General features: G+C 74.9%; 16 protein-coding genes. 8 read left to right on the forward strand and 8 right to left on the reverse strand.

From position 1 onward, the window contains the following. The first annotated feature begins 9 nt into the window (after positions 1 to 9). Positions 10 to 798 (forward strand): electron transfer flavoprotein subunit beta/FixA family protein, encoded by a 789-nt coding sequence (locus AOM07_RS07365; RefSeq protein ID WP_062312340.1) that lies wholly within the window; start codon positions 10 to 12, stop codon positions 796 to 798. Continuing rightward, the gene (locus tag AOM07_RS07370; RefSeq protein WP_062312342.1) at positions 795 to 1,748 is read left to right on the forward strand and encodes an electron transfer flavoprotein subunit alpha/FixB family protein; all 954 of its coding nucleotides are present in this window, start codon (positions 795 to 797) and stop codon (positions 1,746 to 1,748) included. Before AOM07_RS07365 ends, AOM07_RS07370 begins: the two co-directional genes overlap by 4 nt. A gap of 26 nt (positions 1,749 to 1,774) precedes the next feature. On the opposite strand, the gene AOM07_RS07375 is transcribed toward AOM07_RS07370, so the two are convergent. From AOM07_RS07375 to AOM07_RS07385, 3 genes are read right to left on the reverse strand one after another with little or no spacing between them, the layout of a single operon-like run. After that, a complete protein-coding gene (locus AOM07_RS07375) occupies positions 1,775 to 2,179 on the reverse strand; it encodes a hypothetical protein (RefSeq protein ID WP_062312344.1) in 405 nt (134 codons plus the stop codon). Positions 2,180 to 2,182: 3 nt separating this feature from the next. Beyond that, positions 2,183 to 3,010 (reverse strand): oxidoreductase, encoded by an 828-nt coding sequence (locus AOM07_RS07380; RefSeq protein ID WP_062312347.1) that lies wholly within the window; start codon positions 3,008 to 3,010, stop codon positions 2,183 to 2,185. A gap of 56 nt (positions 3,011 to 3,066) precedes the next feature. Further along, positions 3,067 to 3,420 carry a hypothetical protein gene (locus AOM07_RS07385; protein WP_062312349.1) on the reverse strand — a complete coding sequence of 118 codons (354 nt, stop codon included), beginning with the start codon at positions 3,418 to 3,420 and terminating at the stop codon, positions 3,067 to 3,069. 79 nt (positions 3,421 to 3,499) lie between these two features. Here AOM07_RS07385 and AOM07_RS07390 point away from each other — a divergent pair, with 79 nt between their 5' ends. Beyond that, positions 3,500 to 4,660, forward strand: a complete 1,161-nt coding sequence (locus AOM07_RS07390; RefSeq protein ID WP_062312351.1) for a cysteine desulfurase family protein — start codon at positions 3,500 to 3,502, stop codon at positions 4,658 to 4,660. Positions 4,661 to 4,663: 3 nt separating this feature from the next. Here AOM07_RS07390 and AOM07_RS07395 read toward each other — a convergent pair whose 3' ends face one another. Further along, a complete protein-coding gene (locus tag AOM07_RS07395) occupies positions 4,664 to 5,389 on the reverse strand; it encodes a GntR family transcriptional regulator (protein WP_062312353.1) in 726 nt (241 codons plus the stop codon). 160 nt (positions 5,390 to 5,549) lie between these two features. Here AOM07_RS07395 and phnD point away from each other — a divergent pair, with 160 nt between their 5' ends. From phnD to AOM07_RS07420, 5 genes are all read left to right on the forward strand, one after another. Continuing rightward, positions 5,550 to 6,422, forward strand: coding sequence for a phosphate/phosphite/phosphonate ABC transporter substrate-binding protein (phnD, locus tag AOM07_RS07400; RefSeq protein ID WP_062312355.1), 873 nt, complete (start codon positions 5,550 to 5,552; stop codon positions 6,420 to 6,422). After that, the gene (gene phnC / locus AOM07_RS07405; RefSeq protein WP_062312358.1) at positions 6,419 to 7,204 is read left to right on the forward strand and encodes a phosphonate ABC transporter ATP-binding protein; all 786 of its coding nucleotides are present in this window, start codon (positions 6,419 to 6,421) and stop codon (positions 7,202 to 7,204) included. Before phnD ends, phnC begins: the two co-directional genes overlap by 4 nt. After that, positions 7,201 to 8,058, forward strand: a complete 858-nt coding sequence (phnE, locus tag AOM07_RS07410; protein ID WP_084830173.1) for a phosphonate ABC transporter, permease protein PhnE — start codon at positions 7,201 to 7,203, stop codon at positions 8,056 to 8,058. Before phnC ends, phnE begins: the two co-directional genes overlap by 4 nt. Next, complete coding sequence (locus AOM07_RS07415; RefSeq protein ID WP_062312360.1) at positions 8,055 to 8,768, forward strand: tyrosine-protein phosphatase; 714 nt, start codon at positions 8,055 to 8,057, stop codon at positions 8,766 to 8,768. The genes phnE and AOM07_RS07415 overlap by 4 nt, the downstream gene beginning before the upstream one ends. Before the next feature lie 175 nt (positions 8,769 to 8,943). Then, positions 8,944 to 9,660 (forward strand): tyrosine-protein phosphatase, encoded by a 717-nt coding sequence (locus tag AOM07_RS07420; RefSeq protein WP_169748139.1) that lies wholly within the window; start codon positions 8,944 to 8,946, stop codon positions 9,658 to 9,660. 9 nt (positions 9,661 to 9,669) lie between these two features. Here the strand turns inward: AOM07_RS07420 and hutI are convergent, their stop codons facing one another. From hutI to hutU, 4 genes are read right to left on the reverse strand one after another with little or no spacing between them, the layout of a single operon-like run. After that, positions 9,670 to 10,854, reverse strand: a complete 1,185-nt coding sequence (hutI, locus tag AOM07_RS07425) for an imidazolonepropionase (protein WP_062312362.1) — start codon at positions 10,852 to 10,854, stop codon at positions 9,670 to 9,672. Next, complete coding sequence (locus AOM07_RS07430; protein ID WP_062312365.1) at positions 10,844 to 12,163, reverse strand: formimidoylglutamate deiminase; 1,320 nt, start codon at positions 12,161 to 12,163, stop codon at positions 10,844 to 10,846. Before AOM07_RS07430 ends, hutI begins: the two co-directional genes overlap by 11 nt. Continuing rightward, entirely contained in the window at positions 12,160 to 13,410 is a 1,251-nt protein-coding gene (locus tag AOM07_RS07435) for an allantoate amidohydrolase (RefSeq protein ID WP_062312366.1), read from the reverse strand. The genes AOM07_RS07430 and AOM07_RS07435 overlap by 4 nt, the downstream gene beginning before the upstream one ends. After that, positions 13,410 to 15,095, reverse strand: coding sequence for a urocanate hydratase (gene hutU, locus AOM07_RS07440; RefSeq protein WP_062312368.1), 1,686 nt, complete (start codon positions 15,093 to 15,095; stop codon positions 13,410 to 13,412). Before hutU ends, AOM07_RS07435 begins: the two co-directional genes overlap by 1 nt. Between the last annotated feature and the right edge of the window lie 10 nt (positions 15,096 to 15,105).

Below are 15,105 nucleotides of genomic sequence, written 5' to 3' on the forward strand. Positions count from 1 at the left end.
CTGAGGCCCATGCGCATCCTGGTGACGGTGAAGTTCGTCCCCGATCTGCAGTCCCAGCGGTCCTTCACGGACGGCTCGGTGACGCGTACCGGGGACGACGGCACGATGAACGAGCTCGACGAGAACGCGGTCGAGGCGGCCCTGCAGCTCAAGGAGGCCGCCGGGGAGGGCGAGGTCTACGCCCTCACCGTGGGCGGGGACGATGCGGTGGCGGCCGTCCGCAAGGCGCTCCAGCTGGGCGTCGACCACGCCGTCCACGTGTCCGACGCCGCGATCGCGGGCTCGGACGTCTTCGGCACCGCGAAGGTGATCGCCGCGGCCGTCGAGAAGATCGACGAGGAGGCCCCGCTCGACCTCGTCATCACCGGCATGGCCGCGCTCGACGGGCTCACGTCGATGCTGCCGACCGCGCTCGCGGCGGAGCTCGACTGGTCGCAGCTCACGCTCGCCTCGGGCCTCACGGTCGACGGCACCACCGCGACCGTGGTGCGGCACCTGCCCGACGCCCACGAGACCGTGTCGGCGTCGCTGCCGGCCGTCGTGTCCGTGACCGACGAGGCGAACAAGCCGCGCTACCCCAACTTCAAGCTCATCATGGCGGCCCGCTCGAAGCCGGTGACCACGTGGTCGCTGGCGGACGTGGGCATCGCGCCGGAGGCCGTGGGCGCCGGCGCCGCGCGCACGGTCGTCGTCGACGCCTCGCCGCGGCCGCCGAAGGAGGACCGCACGGTCGTCACCGACACGGGGGAGGGCGGCGTCGCCCTCGCCGACTACCTGCTGGGGAAGGGGCTCGCATGACCACCGTCGCCGTCCTGGTCGAGGCCCGCGAGGGCACGGTCACGCAGCCCACGTTCGAGGCGCTCACGCTCGCGCGCACGCTCGGCACCCCGGTCGCCGTGTGGATCGGCGACGCTCCGGCGGACGCGGAGGCCGCCCGCCTCGGCGTCCACGGCGCCGAGGAGGTGCGCGTGGTCGCCGTCGGCGACGACGCCCGCCTGCCCGCCAAGGCCGCGGCTGCGCTCGCGGACGCCACCGGCGACGCCGACGTGGTGCTCATGATCTCGACCTTCGTCAACAAGGAGATCGCGACCCGGCTCGCGCTCGCGACCGGCGCGGGCGTCGTGGTCGACGCCGCCGGCGCGGAGCTGGTCGACGGTCACGTCGAGACGCTGCAGACCGTCTTCGCCGCCACCTGGAACGTCCGCACGCGGATCGCGACCGACAAGGCGATCGTCGGCATCCGTCCCAACACCACCCAGGCGACGCCCGCGGAGACGCCGGGCGCCGCGACCGTGGTCGAGGTGGCCGACAACCTGCCCGAGACGCGCGAGACCATCGTGGCGCTCGAGCCCGTGCCCGCGCCCGAGGGCGTGCCGCTCGCGGAGGCGCCCGTCGTGGTCTCCGGCGGCCGCGGCACCAACGGCGACTACACCCTGGTGAAGGAGCTCGCGGAGGTGCTCGGCGGCGCCGTCGGCGCGTCGCGCGACGCCACGGACGAGGGCTGGATCTCGCACGAGCACATGGTCGGGCAGACCGGCACGACCGTGACCCCCGCGCTGTACGTGGCGTGCGGCATCTCTGGAGCCGTGCACCACCGCGGCGGCATGCAGGCCTCCGGCACGATCGTCGCGGTCAACATCGACCCCGACGCGCCGATCTTCGAGATCTCGGACTTCGGCGTCGTCGGCGACCTGGGCGACGTGATCCCGCAGGCGATCGCGCGCATCAAGGAGGTCCGCGGGGCCTGACGGCCCCGCGGCACGCCCGCGCCGTGTCAGCCGAGCATCGAGGCGCGCTCGGCGACCAGGCCCGGCCGGCCCTCGGGCACGACCGTGGCGCCGTCGAGCGTGTAGCGCTGCGCGAAGACCAGGGAGCGCTGCTGGCCGCGCTCCTGCGCGACGACCATGACCGCGCGCTCGTCGCCGTCCTTGCCCGCGAGCATCCCGTCCCAGCAGATCGCGACGCGCTCGGCGGTGCTGGCCGTGGCGCCCTTGCGGGCGGCCTGCACCAGGGTGTCGAGCGCGCCTCCTGAGTAGGACTTGATGGTGCGCGCGCCGGTGCCGGTCTCCTCGACCAGCGCGGGCGCGAGGCCGTCGGGCGTGCCGACGGAACGCATGCCGTGCTCGAGCACCGCGAACACGAGCCGGTGGAGGTTCTCGCCTCCGGGGATGCCGGCCATCGCTCAGTCCTCCCGATCGATGCTGAGGGAGAGGTCCTCCCACCGGTCGACCTCGGCGCCCAGCCGTTCGAGCTTCGCGCGCGTCTGCGTGACGGCATGCCGGCCGCAGATGAGGTGCATCGGCGGCTCGGGCTCGCCGGCCAGGCGCAGCATCGCCTCGGCGGCCGCGGCGGGGGAGCCCGGCTGGTTGCCCGGCAGCGCGTGGATGCGGTCCCAGAACGGCTCCATCACCTGCGCGTAGTCGGGCAGGATCTCCTCGTTCTTGGCGCCGCTCGGGATCCACAGCGTGCGGATCGGGCCCGGCTCCAGCACGGTGACATTGATGCCCAGGTGCCGCACCTCCGCGGCGAGCGCCTCCATGAAGCCCGACACCGCGAACTTCGAGGCGCAGTAGTAGCCCAGGCCCGCGGAGCCGCGCACGCCCGCGATCGAGGACACCGTGAACACGTGCCCGGTGCGGCGCTCGCGCATGTGGGGCAGCAGCGCCGTGGTGACCTTGGCGGCGCCCCAGAAGTTCGCGTCCATCACCTCCTGGGCATCCTCCGGGTCGGACTCCTCGATCGTGGAGAAGTAGCCGATGCCCGCGTTGTTGACGAGCACGTCGACGTGGCCGAACCGCGCGAGGGCGGCCTCGGCGGCCGCCTCGATCGCCGCATCGTCCCGCACCTCGAGCGGGAGCGCGAGGACGGTGTCGGGGAAGCGCGCGACGAGGTCGTCGAGGGTCTCGGGGCGGCGCGCCGTGGCGACGACGCGGTGGCCGGCCACCGCCGCCTTCTCCGCCGTCGCGCGGCCGATGCCGGTCGAGCATCCGGTGATGAACCAGGTGGCCATGGGGGCTCCTTCGCTAGCCGTGGGTCTCCGGCCACGCTAGCGCGCGCGGGTCCCGGCTACGGGGCGACGACGGTCCCGTCGTCGGTCTCGATCAGCACCGTGTCGCCGGAGCCCGGCGCCGCGTCCCACGAGCCCATGATGCTGAGGAAGAGGTAGAGGAACATGCCCGCGAAGGCGAGCCCGAACACGATCCGGGCGGTGGCGAGCACCGCCCCGACCACGCGGATCGCCGAGGCGACCGGGACGTCGCCCGCCGCGCCCGCGCCGCGGTGACGCAGGAAGGCGAAGGGCTGCGCCACGCCCGCGGCGAGCGCCGCATCGTCCACCGCCTGCTGGTGGTGCAGGCGCTCCATCTGCTCGTGGTGGAGCCGCGCCTCCGCCGCCATGCGGTCGTTGTAGCTGTCGTCCATCCCGTCCCCTTCGCCGTGGGGCACACGCTAGCGGCGCGGGGGCCCGGTGGGAAGGAGGACCGATTCCTAGACTGGCGGCGTGACCTACCTCGACCACGCGGCGACCACGCCCCTGCGTGCCAGCGCGCGGGAGGCGTGGCTCGCCGCGGCGGAGGAGGTGGGCAACCCGTCGTCGCTGCACGCCGCCGGCAGGCGCGCCCGCGCGATCGTCGAGGACGCGCGCGAGCGCATCGCGGCGGCGCTGGGCGCGGACGCCCCCGAGGTGATCCTCACGTCCGGCGGCACCGAGGCCGACAACCTCGCGATCAAGGGCCTCCACTGGGGCCGCCTCGCGCAGGAACCGTCCCGCCGGGACGTCGTCGTGTCCGCTGTCGAGCACCACGCGGTGCTCGATCCGGCACGGTGGCTCGCGGAGCGCGGCGACGCGGACCTGGTCGAGCTGCCGGTCGACCCCACGGGCCGCGTCGAGGCCGCCGCGCTCGCGGCGACCGTCGGCCCGGCGACCTCCCTGGTCTCGGTCATGTGGGCGAACAACGAGGTCGGCGCCGTCCAGCCCGTCGCCGACGTGGTCGAGGCCGCTCGCGTGCACGGCGTCCCGGTCCACGCGGACGCGGTCCAGGCGGTGGCGTACCTCGACGTCCACCTCCACCGCTCGGGACTCGACGCGATGACCGTGTCCGCGCACAAGGTGGGCGGCCCGGTGGGCGTGGGCGCGCTGCTCGCGAGACGCGGCCTCCCGTTGGTGCCGCTCGCGCACGGCGGCGGTCAGCAGCGGTCGGTCCGCTCCGGGACGCTCGACGCGCCCGGCGCGGCGGCCTTCGCGGCGGCCCTGGACGAGGCGGTGGCCGAGCGGGCCGCCGAGTCCGCCCGCCTCGAGCGGCTGCGCGCGCGGCTCGCCGAGGCGCTGCGGGCGCACGTGCCCGAGGCGACCCTGTCCGGGCCCGCCGATTCCGCGCATCGTCTCCCCGGCATCGTCCACCTCGTCGTGCCCGGGGCGCGCGCCGAGTCCGTGCTCTTCCTCCTCGACGCGGCCGGCATCGCCGCGAGCTCCGGCTCGGCGTGCACGGCCGGGGTGGTGCAGTCGAGCCACGTCGCGATGGCGATGGGCTGGTCCGCGGACGATGCGGCGTGCACGGTGCGCCTCAGCCTCGGCCGCACCTCGACCGAGGAGGACGTCGCGGCCGTGGTCGCGGCGCTGCCGGACGCCGTCGCGCGGGCGCGGGCGGCGTCGGGGCGCTGACGCTCAGGCCGCCGTGTCGCGCAGGACGATGCGCAGGCGGTCCGAGCGGTACGACCGGACGTGGAAGGTCCGCGCGACCCCGTCCGCGTCGACGTTGACGCCGCTGCGGCGCAGCACCGGGGCGCCGACCTCGATGTCGAGCAGGTTGGCCACGCGGCGCGGCGCGGGCACGGCGTCGAAGGCGCGCCAGCCGGAGCGCAGCGAGGCTCCCACGATCGCGTCGAAGTGCTCGGGCATCCACGGCCCCGTGAGGCGCGCGCGGACCTCGTCGGCAGCCATCGGCGTGACGAGGCTGTAGACGGTGCGCATCACGGGCGCGTCCCCGAGATGCGCGAGGGTCTCGAGCTCGATGCCCTCGTCGAGGCCGAGCTCGGCGCGCGCCTCGCCGCGCAGCGGCGCACGCCTGACCTCGAGCACGGACTCGCGGAACGTCCTCATGGCCTCGTCGGCGGCGTCGCCCGTGGGGCGCCCGGCAGCGTCGAGGTCGATGCGCAACGGGGGGGCGGTCACGAACGTGCCGGCTCCCTGGCGTGCCACCACCCGGCCGGTGCGGCGCAGCGAGGCGATCGCCTCGCGCACCGTGAGCCGGTTGACACCGAAGCGGGCGGCCAGCTCGGGCTCGGCGGGCAGCCGCTCGCCGGCGGCCCACACCCCCGCGTCGAGGTCGTCGAGCAGCTGCTCCTCGACCTGGACATGCAGGGGCGTCGCGAGGGACCGGTCGATCGTCATAGGGCCAGGTTAGGGCGCGGATCGAGAATTCATCTAGACGACATGTGCGTTCACCTGGGCGTCACCGCGGATTCACCGCCGGTTGAGGCGCCGTCGCTACGTTCTCCGTCGTCGGAGTCGTCTAGACGACCGGCCACGAACTTCTCACCGAAGGCAGGAAATGATCCGCTCCCGCAAGATCGCCGGCGTCACCGCCGGCGCCGCGTTCGCCGCCGCCCTCCTCGCCGGCTGCTCGGCCGCCGCCGCGAACGAGACCCCCGAGGTCCTCAAGCTCGGAGTGCCCCCGGGTGAGGCCGACGCCGAGTACCTCGACATGCTCGAGCCCCTCGCGGGCATCATCGAGGAGGCCACCGGCATCCCCGTCGAGCTCACCGAGACCGGCGACTACCTCGGCATCGTCGAGGCCATGCGCTCCGACCTCATCGACATGGCGATCTTCAGCCCGTTCCCCGCCGTCCTCGCGCAGAAGGTCGCGGACGTCGAGCTCATCGCCGCCGCCACCGGCGCGCCGTACTCGTCGCTCATCATCTGCTCGACCGCCTCGGGCGTCGAGGAGCTGTCCGACATCGACGACGAGACCGTCGCCTTCGTCGACCCGGGCTCCACCTCGGGCAACTTCATCCCCAAGCTGGTCCTCAAGGAGGCGGGCGTCGACCTCGACGGCCTCAACGAGACCTACGCCGGCGGTCACGACACCGCGGCGATCGCCGTGATGCAGGGCAGCGCGGACTGCGCGGGCGTGGCCTCGCAGCTGTGGGACTACATGGTCGAGGCCGGCGCGCTGGACGAGTCGCTCGTCACCAAGGTCGCGGAGTCCGACCCGATCCCGATCTCGACCGTCGTGGTGGGCCGCGAGGGCCTGTCCGAGGAGATCTACCAGCAGGTCTCCGAGGTCTTCGTGGGCAGCTCCGACCCGGAGGTCCTCCAGGTCATGGGCGGCGCGACCGAGGTCATCGACCCCGCCGACGCGGATTGGACGATCTTCGAGGACGCCGCCAAGGAGCTGGGCGTGAACCTCGAGGACGTCGAGTGACCGTCCTCGAGGCCGCGGACGTCACCTTCCGCTATCCCGACGGCACCCAGGCGCTCACCGAGGTGAGCGTCGGGGTCCAGCGCGGCGAGATCGTCGCCGTGCTCGGCCCCTCGGGCGCCGGCAAGTCCACGCTGTTCAAGTGCTTCGCGGGGCTCGAGCGCCCCACCGCGGGCGTCGTCAGGGTCGAGGACGTCGACCTCGCGGGGCTGCGCGGCCGGGAGCGCCGCCTCGCGCACCACCGCATCGGGCTGGTCTTCCAGGAGTTCCACCTGGTGGGCCGCGCGAGCGTGCTGTCGAACGTGCTCGTCGGGCGCCTCGCGACCGCGAACCCGGTGACGAGCCTCGTGCACTGGATGAGCCGCCGCGACCGCACGCTCGCGGTCGAGCTGCTCACCCGCGTCGGGCTCGGCGAGCAGGTGCGCAAGCGCGCAGACTCGCTCTCCGGCGGCCAGCGCCAGCGCGTCGCCCTGGCCCGCGCGCTGTCGCAGCGGCCCGAGCTGCTGCTGGCGGACGAGCCCGTGGCGAACCTCGACCCGGTGCTCGCGACCGGCGTGATCGACGACATCGTGCGCATGGTGCGCGAAGAGGGGCTCACCGCCGTCCTCAACCTGCACGACGTCTCGCTCGCGCGCCGCGTCGCGCAGCGCATCGTCGGGATGCGCGAGGGCCGCGTCGTGTTCGACCTGCCCGTCGGGGAGGTCACGGACGCGCTGCTCGCCGACCTGTACGCGAACGAGGGCCTCGCGGCGCAGGCCGCGGAGCGAGAGGAGGTGGCGGCATGACCGCGACCATCGAGAAGGCGCCGGACCCGGCGCCCGAGAAGGCGCCGCGGCAGGCGCCCACCCGCCGCGACGAGATCGAGCGCCTCGCGCGCCTGCGCCGCCCCAGCTGGGGCACCATCGCGGGCGCCGTGGGCGTGGTCGCGCTGCTGGGCTGGTCCTCGACCTCGACGGGCTTCTCCGGCCCGGCGCTCGTCGACGGCCTGCCGCACGTGGCGGACTTCGTGGGCCGCATGTTCCCGCCGAACCTCGAGGAGCTGCCGGTCGCGATCGAGCTCATGTTCGAGACGCTCGGCATCGCGATCACCGGCACCGTGTTCGGCGTGCTGCTCGCGATCCCGCTGAGCCTCCTGGCCGCGCGGAACATCTTCCCGCAGCCGTGGATCCGCGACACCACCCGCGTGGTCGTCAACGTGTTCCGCGCGATCCCCGAGCTCATGTGGGCGCTGCTGTTCGTGTCCGCCGTGGGCCTCGGAGCCTTCGCGGGAACCCTCGCGATCATGGTGGGCACGGCGTTCGGCGTGGCACGCCTGTTCGCGGACATCTTCGAGACCGCCGACATGCGGGCCTGGGACGCGGCCGCCGCGACCGGCGCGCGGAAGTCCCAGCGCATCGCATGGGTGCTGCTCCCGCAGCAGCTGCCGACGATGGCGAGCTACACGCTGCTCGTCCTCGACGGCAACGTCCGCGCGGCGTCCCTGCTCGGCCTCGTCGGCGCCGGCGGCATCGGCATGGAGCTCAACCAGCAGCTGCGGCTGTTCGAGTACGGCTCCGTGATGACCATCGTGCTCGTCGTCCTGGTCGTCGTCATGTCGCTCGACCTGCTGTCCTCCTACGTCCGGAAGAGGTTCGTATGACCACCGAGATCCTGCCCGTGCTCGCCAACGCCCGCGACCTCGCGGGCGCCGCCCCCGGCCTGCGCGCCGGCGCGGTGTTCCGCTCCGACGCGCCCTTCGCGGGGGACGATGCGCCCGAGGGCCTCGCGCCCTGGCCGCCCGCCGCGGTGGTCGACCTGCGCGACGCCCGCGAGTTCGACGGCGCGCACCCGTTCGCGGACTCCGCGACCATCCACGCGATCCCGGTGCTCGGCGACGCGGTGTTCGATCCGTCGATGATGAAGAGGTCCCTCGTCGACCTGTACCGCGACATGGTCGTCGGCGCCCCCGCCCGGGCGATCGTCCGCGCCGTGGTCGCGATCGCAGGCGAGCCCGGCCCGGTCCTGGTGCACTGCACCGCGGGCAAGGACCGCACCGGGGTGTCGGTGGCGCTCACGCTGGCGCTCGTCGGCGTCGACCGCGAGGCCATCGTGGCGGACTACGTGGCCACGCACGCGAACATGCGCGGCGTGATGGCGCGGTCGCGGAGCTCGTGGAACGGCGAGATGCCGCCGCTGCCCGAGGGGGTCGATCTCGAGGAGATCATGCGCGAGATGATGAGCGCGCCCGCCGCCGCCATCGAGGCGGTGCTCGACGCGTGGGCGGCCGCCGGCGGGGCCGAGGCATGGTTCCTCGCGCACGGCGGCACCACGGCCGACGTCGCGGCGCTGCGCGAGCGGCTGCTCGGCTGAGCCCCGGGTCGGGCGCGCTCCGGGGGGTGCGCGCCCGACCCCGTCCCGATGCCCCGGCGGGCCCCGCGCCCGCCGGGGCATCGTCGCGCCACGGGGGTCGGGGACGGGACCATGGCACCTGGGATGCCGCGTGGCCGAGGTGGTAGGCATGGAGGCGACACCCGACCCTCGCCCCATGACCGGAGCCGCCATGACCACCGACACCCTGCCCGTGCTCGCCAACGCCCGCGACATCGCGGCCGCGTGGCCGGGTCTGCGCGGCGGGGTCGCCTTCCGGTCCGACGCGCCGTTCGCGGGGGACGATGCGCCCGCGGGTCTGGCGCCGTGGCCGCCCGCCACGGTCGTCGACCTCCGCGACGCCGACGAGGCGCACGCGCACCACCCGCTCGCCGCCGCGGCGAGCATCCGGTCGATCCCCCTGCTGGCCGAGGCGGGGCTGGGCGCCGCCGCGCCCGGGTCGGAGCTCGTGACCCTCTACCGGGCGATGATCACCGGCGCGGCCGGCCGCGCGCTCGCGAGCGTCGCGGTCGCGGTGGGGACCGCGCCCGGGCCGGTGCTGGTGCACTGCTCGGCGGGCAAGGACCGCACCGGCGTCTCGGTGGCGCTGGTCCTCAGCCTCGTGGGCGCGCCGCGCGAGCGCATCGTCGCCGACTACGTCGCGACGGCGGCCAACATGCAGGGCGTGATCGCGCGGATCAGCGCCGGCTGGGCGGGCGGCGGCCACGGGGTGGACCTGTCGCGCATCCCGACCGAGATGCTCACCGCGCCCGCCGCCGCGATCGAGTCGGTGCTCGACGCGTGGGCGGCCGCGGGGGGAGCCGAGCCCTGGTTCCTCGCGCGCGGCGGCACGCCCGCGGACCTCGACGCGCTGCGGGAGCGGCTGCTCGGCTGAGCCCGCCGCTCAGGACGCGCGCGGCTCCCAGGACGTCGTCGCGACTCCGTCCCGCCACACCCGGTCGACCAGCGGCACGCCGGGGCGGTAGGCCAGATGGACGGGGTCCGGCGCGTCGAGCAGGGCGAGGTCCGCGCGGGCGCCCACGGCGACGCGGCCCACGTCGTTGCGGCGCAGCGCCTGCGCCCCGCCGCGCGTCGCCGCGCGGATCGCCTCGGACGGCGTCATGCCCATGTCGCGCACCGCGAGGGCGATGCAGAACGGCATCGACGTCGTGAAGGACGAGCCCGGGTTGCAGTCCGAGGCGAGCGCCCACGTCGCGCCGGCGTCGCGGAGGCGCTCGATGCGCGGGTACGGCTGGCGCGTCGAGAACTCGGCGCCGGGCACGAAGGTCGCGACGGTGTCGGACGCGGCGAGCGCGTCGACGTCCTCGTCCGAGAGGAACGTGCAGTGGTCGATGCTCGCGGCGCCCATCTCGACGCCGAGCGCGGCGGCGCCGGACATCGTCAGCTGGTTCGCGTGGAGGCGCAGGCCCAGGCCCGCGTCGCGGCCCGCCGCGAGGATGCGCCGCGTCTCCTCGACGTCGAAGGCGCCCTCCTCGCAGAACACGTCGATCCACCGCGCGAGCGGCGCGGCGGCGGCGAGCATGTCGCCCGCGACCAGGTCGACGTAGTCGCCGCGGCGGTCGGCCATCTCGGGCGCGACCACGTGCGCGCCCAGGAAGGTGGTCTCCTCGGTGAAGCGCGCGGCGACCTCGAGGAGACGGCGCTCGGTGTCCAGGTCGAGGCCGTAGCCGCTCTTGATCTCGGCGGTCGTGGTGCCCTGGCGCAGCGCCTCGTCGAGCAGGTGCCGCGTGCGGGCCGCGAGCTCCTCGGTCGAGGCGCCGCGGGTCGCGGCCACCGTGGAGCGGATGCCGCCCGCGGTGTACGGGGCGCCCGACATGCGGGCGTCGAACTCGGCCGAGCGGTCGCCGCCGAACACGGCGTGGGTGTGGGAGTCCACGAAGCCGGGGATCATCGCGGCGCCGGCGGCGTCGTACGAGGAGTCGGCCGCGGGGGCATCGGCGGAGGCGCCGATCCAGGCGACGCGTCCGTCCTCGATCACCACGGCGGCGTCGCGGCGCAGGCCGAGGGGGCCCTCGCCGTCGTCCATGGTGGCGAGGACGCCGATGTTGACGATGGCCTCACTGGTCACGGAGGTGCTCCTGTCGCGGGTAGGCGTCCACCGCGAGGCGGCGCAGGTCGGACGATGCGCGGTGGACGCCGCGCACCACGGTGCCGAGGACGTCCGCGGACGATGCGCTCAGCACCAGCTCGTGCGGGTCCGAGCCGACGGTCCGCGGCGAGCGCGGGTCGAGGACGACGAGGTCGAGTGGGTGGCCCGGCGCGAGCGCCTGCGCGGGCGCGTCCGTGAGGGACACGGACGTGTGGCCGTCGGCCGTGCCCGCGCGCCACAGGTCGGCGGGGGAGAGCACGCCGCGGCGGTGCGACGCGAGGCGCGCGCCTCCCTCGAGGCGGCGGAGCTCGTCGAAGGGGTCGATGACGACGTTCTGGTCCGAGCCCACCGTGAGCCGCGCGCCCGCGTCCCGCAGCGCCTCGCCGTGGCCCAGGCCGTCGCCCAGGTCCGCCTCGGTGGTGGGGCACATCGACACCGAGACGCGAGCGGCGCCGAGCGTCGCCACGTCGCCGTCGGTGAGGTGGGTCGCGTGGACCACGGTGGTGCGCGCGTCGAGCACGCCCGCGCGGTCGAGCAGCCCGGTGGGGGTGAGCCCGGTCTCTGCCAGGCACTCCTCGTTCTCGCGGGTCTGCTCGGACAGGTGGAGGTGCAGGGGGATCTCGTGCGGCAGCCCGGCCACCATGTAGGCGAGGTGGTCGGGGACGACCGCGCGCACCGAGTGGATCGCCGCGCCCAGGGTGACGTCGGGGTGGGCGGCGCGCAGCGCATCGTCCAGCGCGTGCCACCGCTCGTGCCACCGCTCGAGGCTGCCGTCCGAGAAGCGGCGCTGCGCGCCCTCGAGGGGCCGGTCGAAGCCGCCGCGCAGGTAGACGGTGTCGAGCAGGGTGAGGCGGATGCCGGCGTCGGCCGCGGCGTCCGCGAGCGCGAGCTCCATGTCGTGACCGGGGTACGGCGTGCCGTCCGGGCGGTGGTGGAGGTAGTGGAACTCGCCCACGGCGGAGTAGCCGGCCGCGACCATCTCCGCGTAGACGGCGGTGGCGGCCGCGCGCAGCCCGTCGGGGTCGAGCGTGCCCGCGATGCCGTACATGACGTCGCGCCAGCGCCAGAAGTCGCCGCCGCCCCCGTTGGTGCGGCCGCGCAGCAGCCGGTGGAACGCGTGGCTGTGCGTGTTGGCGAAGGCGGGCGCGGCGAGCGCGACGGAGAGGTCCGCGGCGGCGCCCGGGCCGGCCGTCTCGACCGCGGTCACGACCCCCGCATCGTCCAGCTCGACGAGGACGTCGGTGCGCACCTCGTCCGGCAGGACGAGCCGCGCGCAGGCGATCCTCACGTGAGCGCCCGGAGCGCGTCCGTGAGCGCGTCGACGCCGGCGCGGATGTCGTCGTCCGACGCGCCCTCGAGCGGCGAGTGCGAGACGCCGTCGGGGTTGCGCACGAACAGCATCGCGGTCGGCAGGTGCGCCGCGAGGATGCCCGCGTCGTGCCCCGCGCCGGTGGGGATGCGCGGCACGTCGCCGAACGCGGGCACGAGGGCCGCGCCGATGCGGTCGGTGAGCGCGCCGTCGAACTCGACGCGCGTGCTGAAGGACTCCTCGGAGACGGCGACCTGGCAGCCCTCGGCCGCGCTCGCCCCCTCGACGTCCGCGACGACGCGGGCCACCAGGTCCCTCACCTCCTCGTCGTGCTCCGCACGCGCGTCGAGCCACAGGCGCACCTCGGATGCGATCGCGTTGGACCCGCCGGGGACCACCTGCACCTTGCCCACGGTGGCGCGCGCACGCGCCTCCGGCGCGGTCTCGACCGCGCGGGCCCGCGCCGCCTGGATCGCGGCGGCCGCGACCAGCATCGGGTCGTGGCGCGAGACGAGCTCGGTGGCGCCCGCGTGGTCGCCGCGACCCGTGATCGTGACGCGCCAGCGACCGTGCGCGAGGATGCTCGTCGCGAGCCCCACGGGGTGGCCGAGCGGCGCGAGCTGGCAGCCCTGCTCGACGTGGAGCTCGAGGTAGAGCGCCAGGTCGGAGAGGCGGTCGGCGTCGTGGCCGATCGCGGCCGGGTCGTAGCCGCCGTCCTCGAGCACCTGGGCGCACGTGGCGCCGGTCGCGTCGGTGAGCGCGCGGACGCGGTCGGTGTCGATCTCGCCCGCGAGCAGCTGCGATCCGAGGCAGGGCACGCCGAAGCGGGCGCCCTCCTCCTCCGCGAAGTTGGCGACGCGGATCGGGTGCGCCGGCGTGTGGCCCTCGGCCATGAGCCGCGACACGGCCGCGAGGCCGGAGACCACGCCGAGCGGGCCGTCGAGCGGGCCGCCGCCGGGGACGGAGTCGAGGTGCGAGCCGGTCGCGACCGCCTTGCCCGTGGCGCCCTCAGCGCGCCACGTGGCCCACAGGTTGGCGTTGCGGTCGGCCTCCACCTCGAGGCCCATCGAGGTCGCGGTGCGCACGAACCACGCGCGCATGGCGCGATCCGCGTCGTCGAGCAGGTGCCGCGACCAGCCGCCGCGGACCGGGTCCGCCCCCACAGGGGCGAGCTCGGCGAGCGCGGCGACCGCGTCGAGGACCGCGGGGGCCTGCACGTCTGCCATCAGGCGTCCAGCATCGGGACGTGGAGGCCGCGCTCGCGCGCGACGTCCTTCGCGTGCTCGTAGCCCGCGTCGACGTGACGCATCACGCCCGTGCCCGGGTCGTTGACGAGGACGCGCGCGATCTTCTCCGCGGCGAGGTCGGTGCCGTCCGCGACGATCACCTGGCCCGCGTGGATCGAGCGGCCGATGCCGACGCCGCCGCCGTGGTGCAGCGACACCCAGGTCGCGCCGGAGGCGGTGTTGAGCAGCGCGTTGAGGAGCGGCCAGTCGGCGATCGCGTCCGAGCCGTCCTTCATGGCCTCGGTCTCGCGGTACGGCGAGGCCACCGAGCCCGAGTCGAGGTGGTCGCGGCCGATCACGATCGGCGCGGACAGCTCGCCGGACGCGACCATCTCGTTGAACTTGAGGCCCGCGAGGTGGCGCTCCTGGTAGCCGAGCCAGCAGATGCGCGCCGGCAGGCCCTCGAAGTGGACCTTCTCGCCCGCGGCCGTGAGCCAGCGGTGCAGCGACTCGTGCTCGGGGAAGAGCTCCATGAGGGCGCGGTCCGTCTTCGCGATGTCCTCGGGGTCGCCCGAGAGCGCCGCCCAGCGGAACGGGCCGCGGCCCTCCTCGAACTGCGGGCGGATGTACGCGGGCACGAAGCCGGGGAACGCGAACGCGCGGTCGTAGCCGCCCAGCTCCGCCTCGGCGCGGATCGAGTTGCCGTAGTCGAAGACGTCGGCGCCGGCGTCCATGAAGCCCACCATCGCCTCGACATGCGCCGCCATCGCGGCGCGGGCGTCGGCGGTGAACGTCTCGGGGTCCGCCTCGGCGCGCGCGTGCCACTCCTCGACCGTGTAGCCGATCGGGAGGTAGCTGAGCGGGTCGTGCGCGGAGGTCTGGTCGGTGACGAGGTCGATGGGCACGCCGCGGCGCAGCAGCTCGGGGAAGACCTCGGCGGCGTTGCCGACGACGCCGACGGACAGCGCGCGGCCGTCCTCCTTCGCCGCGACCGCCTGGGCCACCGCATCGTCCAGGTCCGCCGCGACCACGTCGAGGTAGCCGTGCGCCACGCGGCGCTCGAGGCGGCTCGCGTCCACGTCGACGATGAGGCACGCGCCCTCGTTGAGCGTGACGGCGAGCGGCTGTGCGCCGCCCATGCCGCCGGCGCCGCCGGTGAGGGTGAGGGTGCCGCGCAGCGAGGCCGTGCGGGGGTCGCGGCCCTCGCGCTCGGCGCGCTGGCGGGCCGCGGCGGCGAACGTCTCGTACGTGCCCTGGAGGATGCCCTGCGTGCCGATGTAGATCCACGAGCCGGCGGTCATCTGGCCGTACATGGTGAGGCCCTGCGCCTCGAGGCGGCGGAACTCGGGCCACGTGGCCCAGTCGCCCACGAGGTTGGAGTTCGCGATGAGCACGCGGGGCGCCCACTCGTGCGTGCGGAACACGCCCACGGGCTTGCCGGACTGGACCAGGAGGGTCTCGTCCGGCTCGAGGTCCTTGAGCGTCGCGACGATGGCGTCGTACGCCTCCCAGCTGCGCGCCGCGCGGCCGGTGCCGCCGTAGACCACGAGGTCCTCGGGGCGCTCCGCGACCTCGGGGTCGAGGTTGTTCATGAGCATGCGCATCGGCGCCTCGGTCTGCCAGGACTTCGCGGTGATCTCGCTGCCGCGCGCCGCGCGGACGGTGCGGATGGGGGTCTCGGTCATGAGGTGCTCC

Source organism: Demequina rhizosphaerae, from assembly GCF_000971255.1.
GTDB classification, from domain to species: Bacteria; Actinomycetota; Actinomycetes; order Actinomycetales; family Demequinaceae; genus Demequina; species Demequina rhizosphaerae.

What these genes read in the sequence shown, in the direction of transcription:
- phnE (WP_084830173.1), top strand. Translation starts at nt 7,201, where the DNA reads ATGACCGCGACCATCGAGAAGGCGCCGGACCCGGCGCCCGAGAAGGCG.
- AOM07_RS07385 (WP_062312349.1), bottom strand. Translation starts at nt 3,420, where the DNA reads ATGGACGACAGCTACAACGACCGCATGGCGGCGGAGGCGCGGCTCCAC.
- AOM07_RS07375 (WP_062312344.1), bottom strand. Translation starts at nt 2,179, where the DNA reads ATGGCCGGCATCCCCGGAGGCGAGAACCTCCACCGGCTCGTGTTCGCG.
- AOM07_RS07435 (WP_062312366.1), bottom strand. Translation starts at nt 13,410, where the DNA reads ATGGCAGACGTGCAGGCCCCCGCGGTCCTCGACGCGGTCGCCGCGCTC.
- AOM07_RS07395 (WP_062312353.1), bottom strand. Translation starts at nt 5,389, where the DNA reads ATGACGATCGACCGGTCCCTCGCGACGCCCCTGCATGTCCAGGTCGAG.
- AOM07_RS07415 (WP_062312360.1), top strand. Translation starts at nt 8,055, where the DNA reads ATGACCACCGAGATCCTGCCCGTGCTCGCCAACGCCCGCGACCTCGCG.
- AOM07_RS07420 (WP_169748139.1), top strand. Translation starts at nt 8,944, where the DNA reads ATGACCGGAGCCGCCATGACCACCGACACCCTGCCCGTGCTCGCCAAC.
- AOM07_RS07365 (WP_062312340.1), top strand. Translation starts at nt 10, where the DNA reads ATGCGCATCCTGGTGACGGTGAAGTTCGTCCCCGATCTGCAGTCCCAG.
- AOM07_RS07380 (WP_062312347.1), bottom strand. Translation starts at nt 3,010, where the DNA reads ATGGCCACCTGGTTCATCACCGGATGCTCGACCGGCATCGGCCGCGCG.
- AOM07_RS07370 (WP_062312342.1), top strand. Translation starts at nt 795, where the DNA reads ATGACCACCGTCGCCGTCCTGGTCGAGGCCCGCGAGGGCACGGTCACG.
- hutU (WP_062312368.1), bottom strand. Translation starts at nt 15,095, where the DNA reads ATGACCGAGACCCCCATCCGCACCGTCCGCGCGGCGCGCGGCAGCGAG.
- phnD (WP_062312355.1), top strand. Translation starts at nt 5,550, where the DNA reads ATGATCCGCTCCCGCAAGATCGCCGGCGTCACCGCCGGCGCCGCGTTC.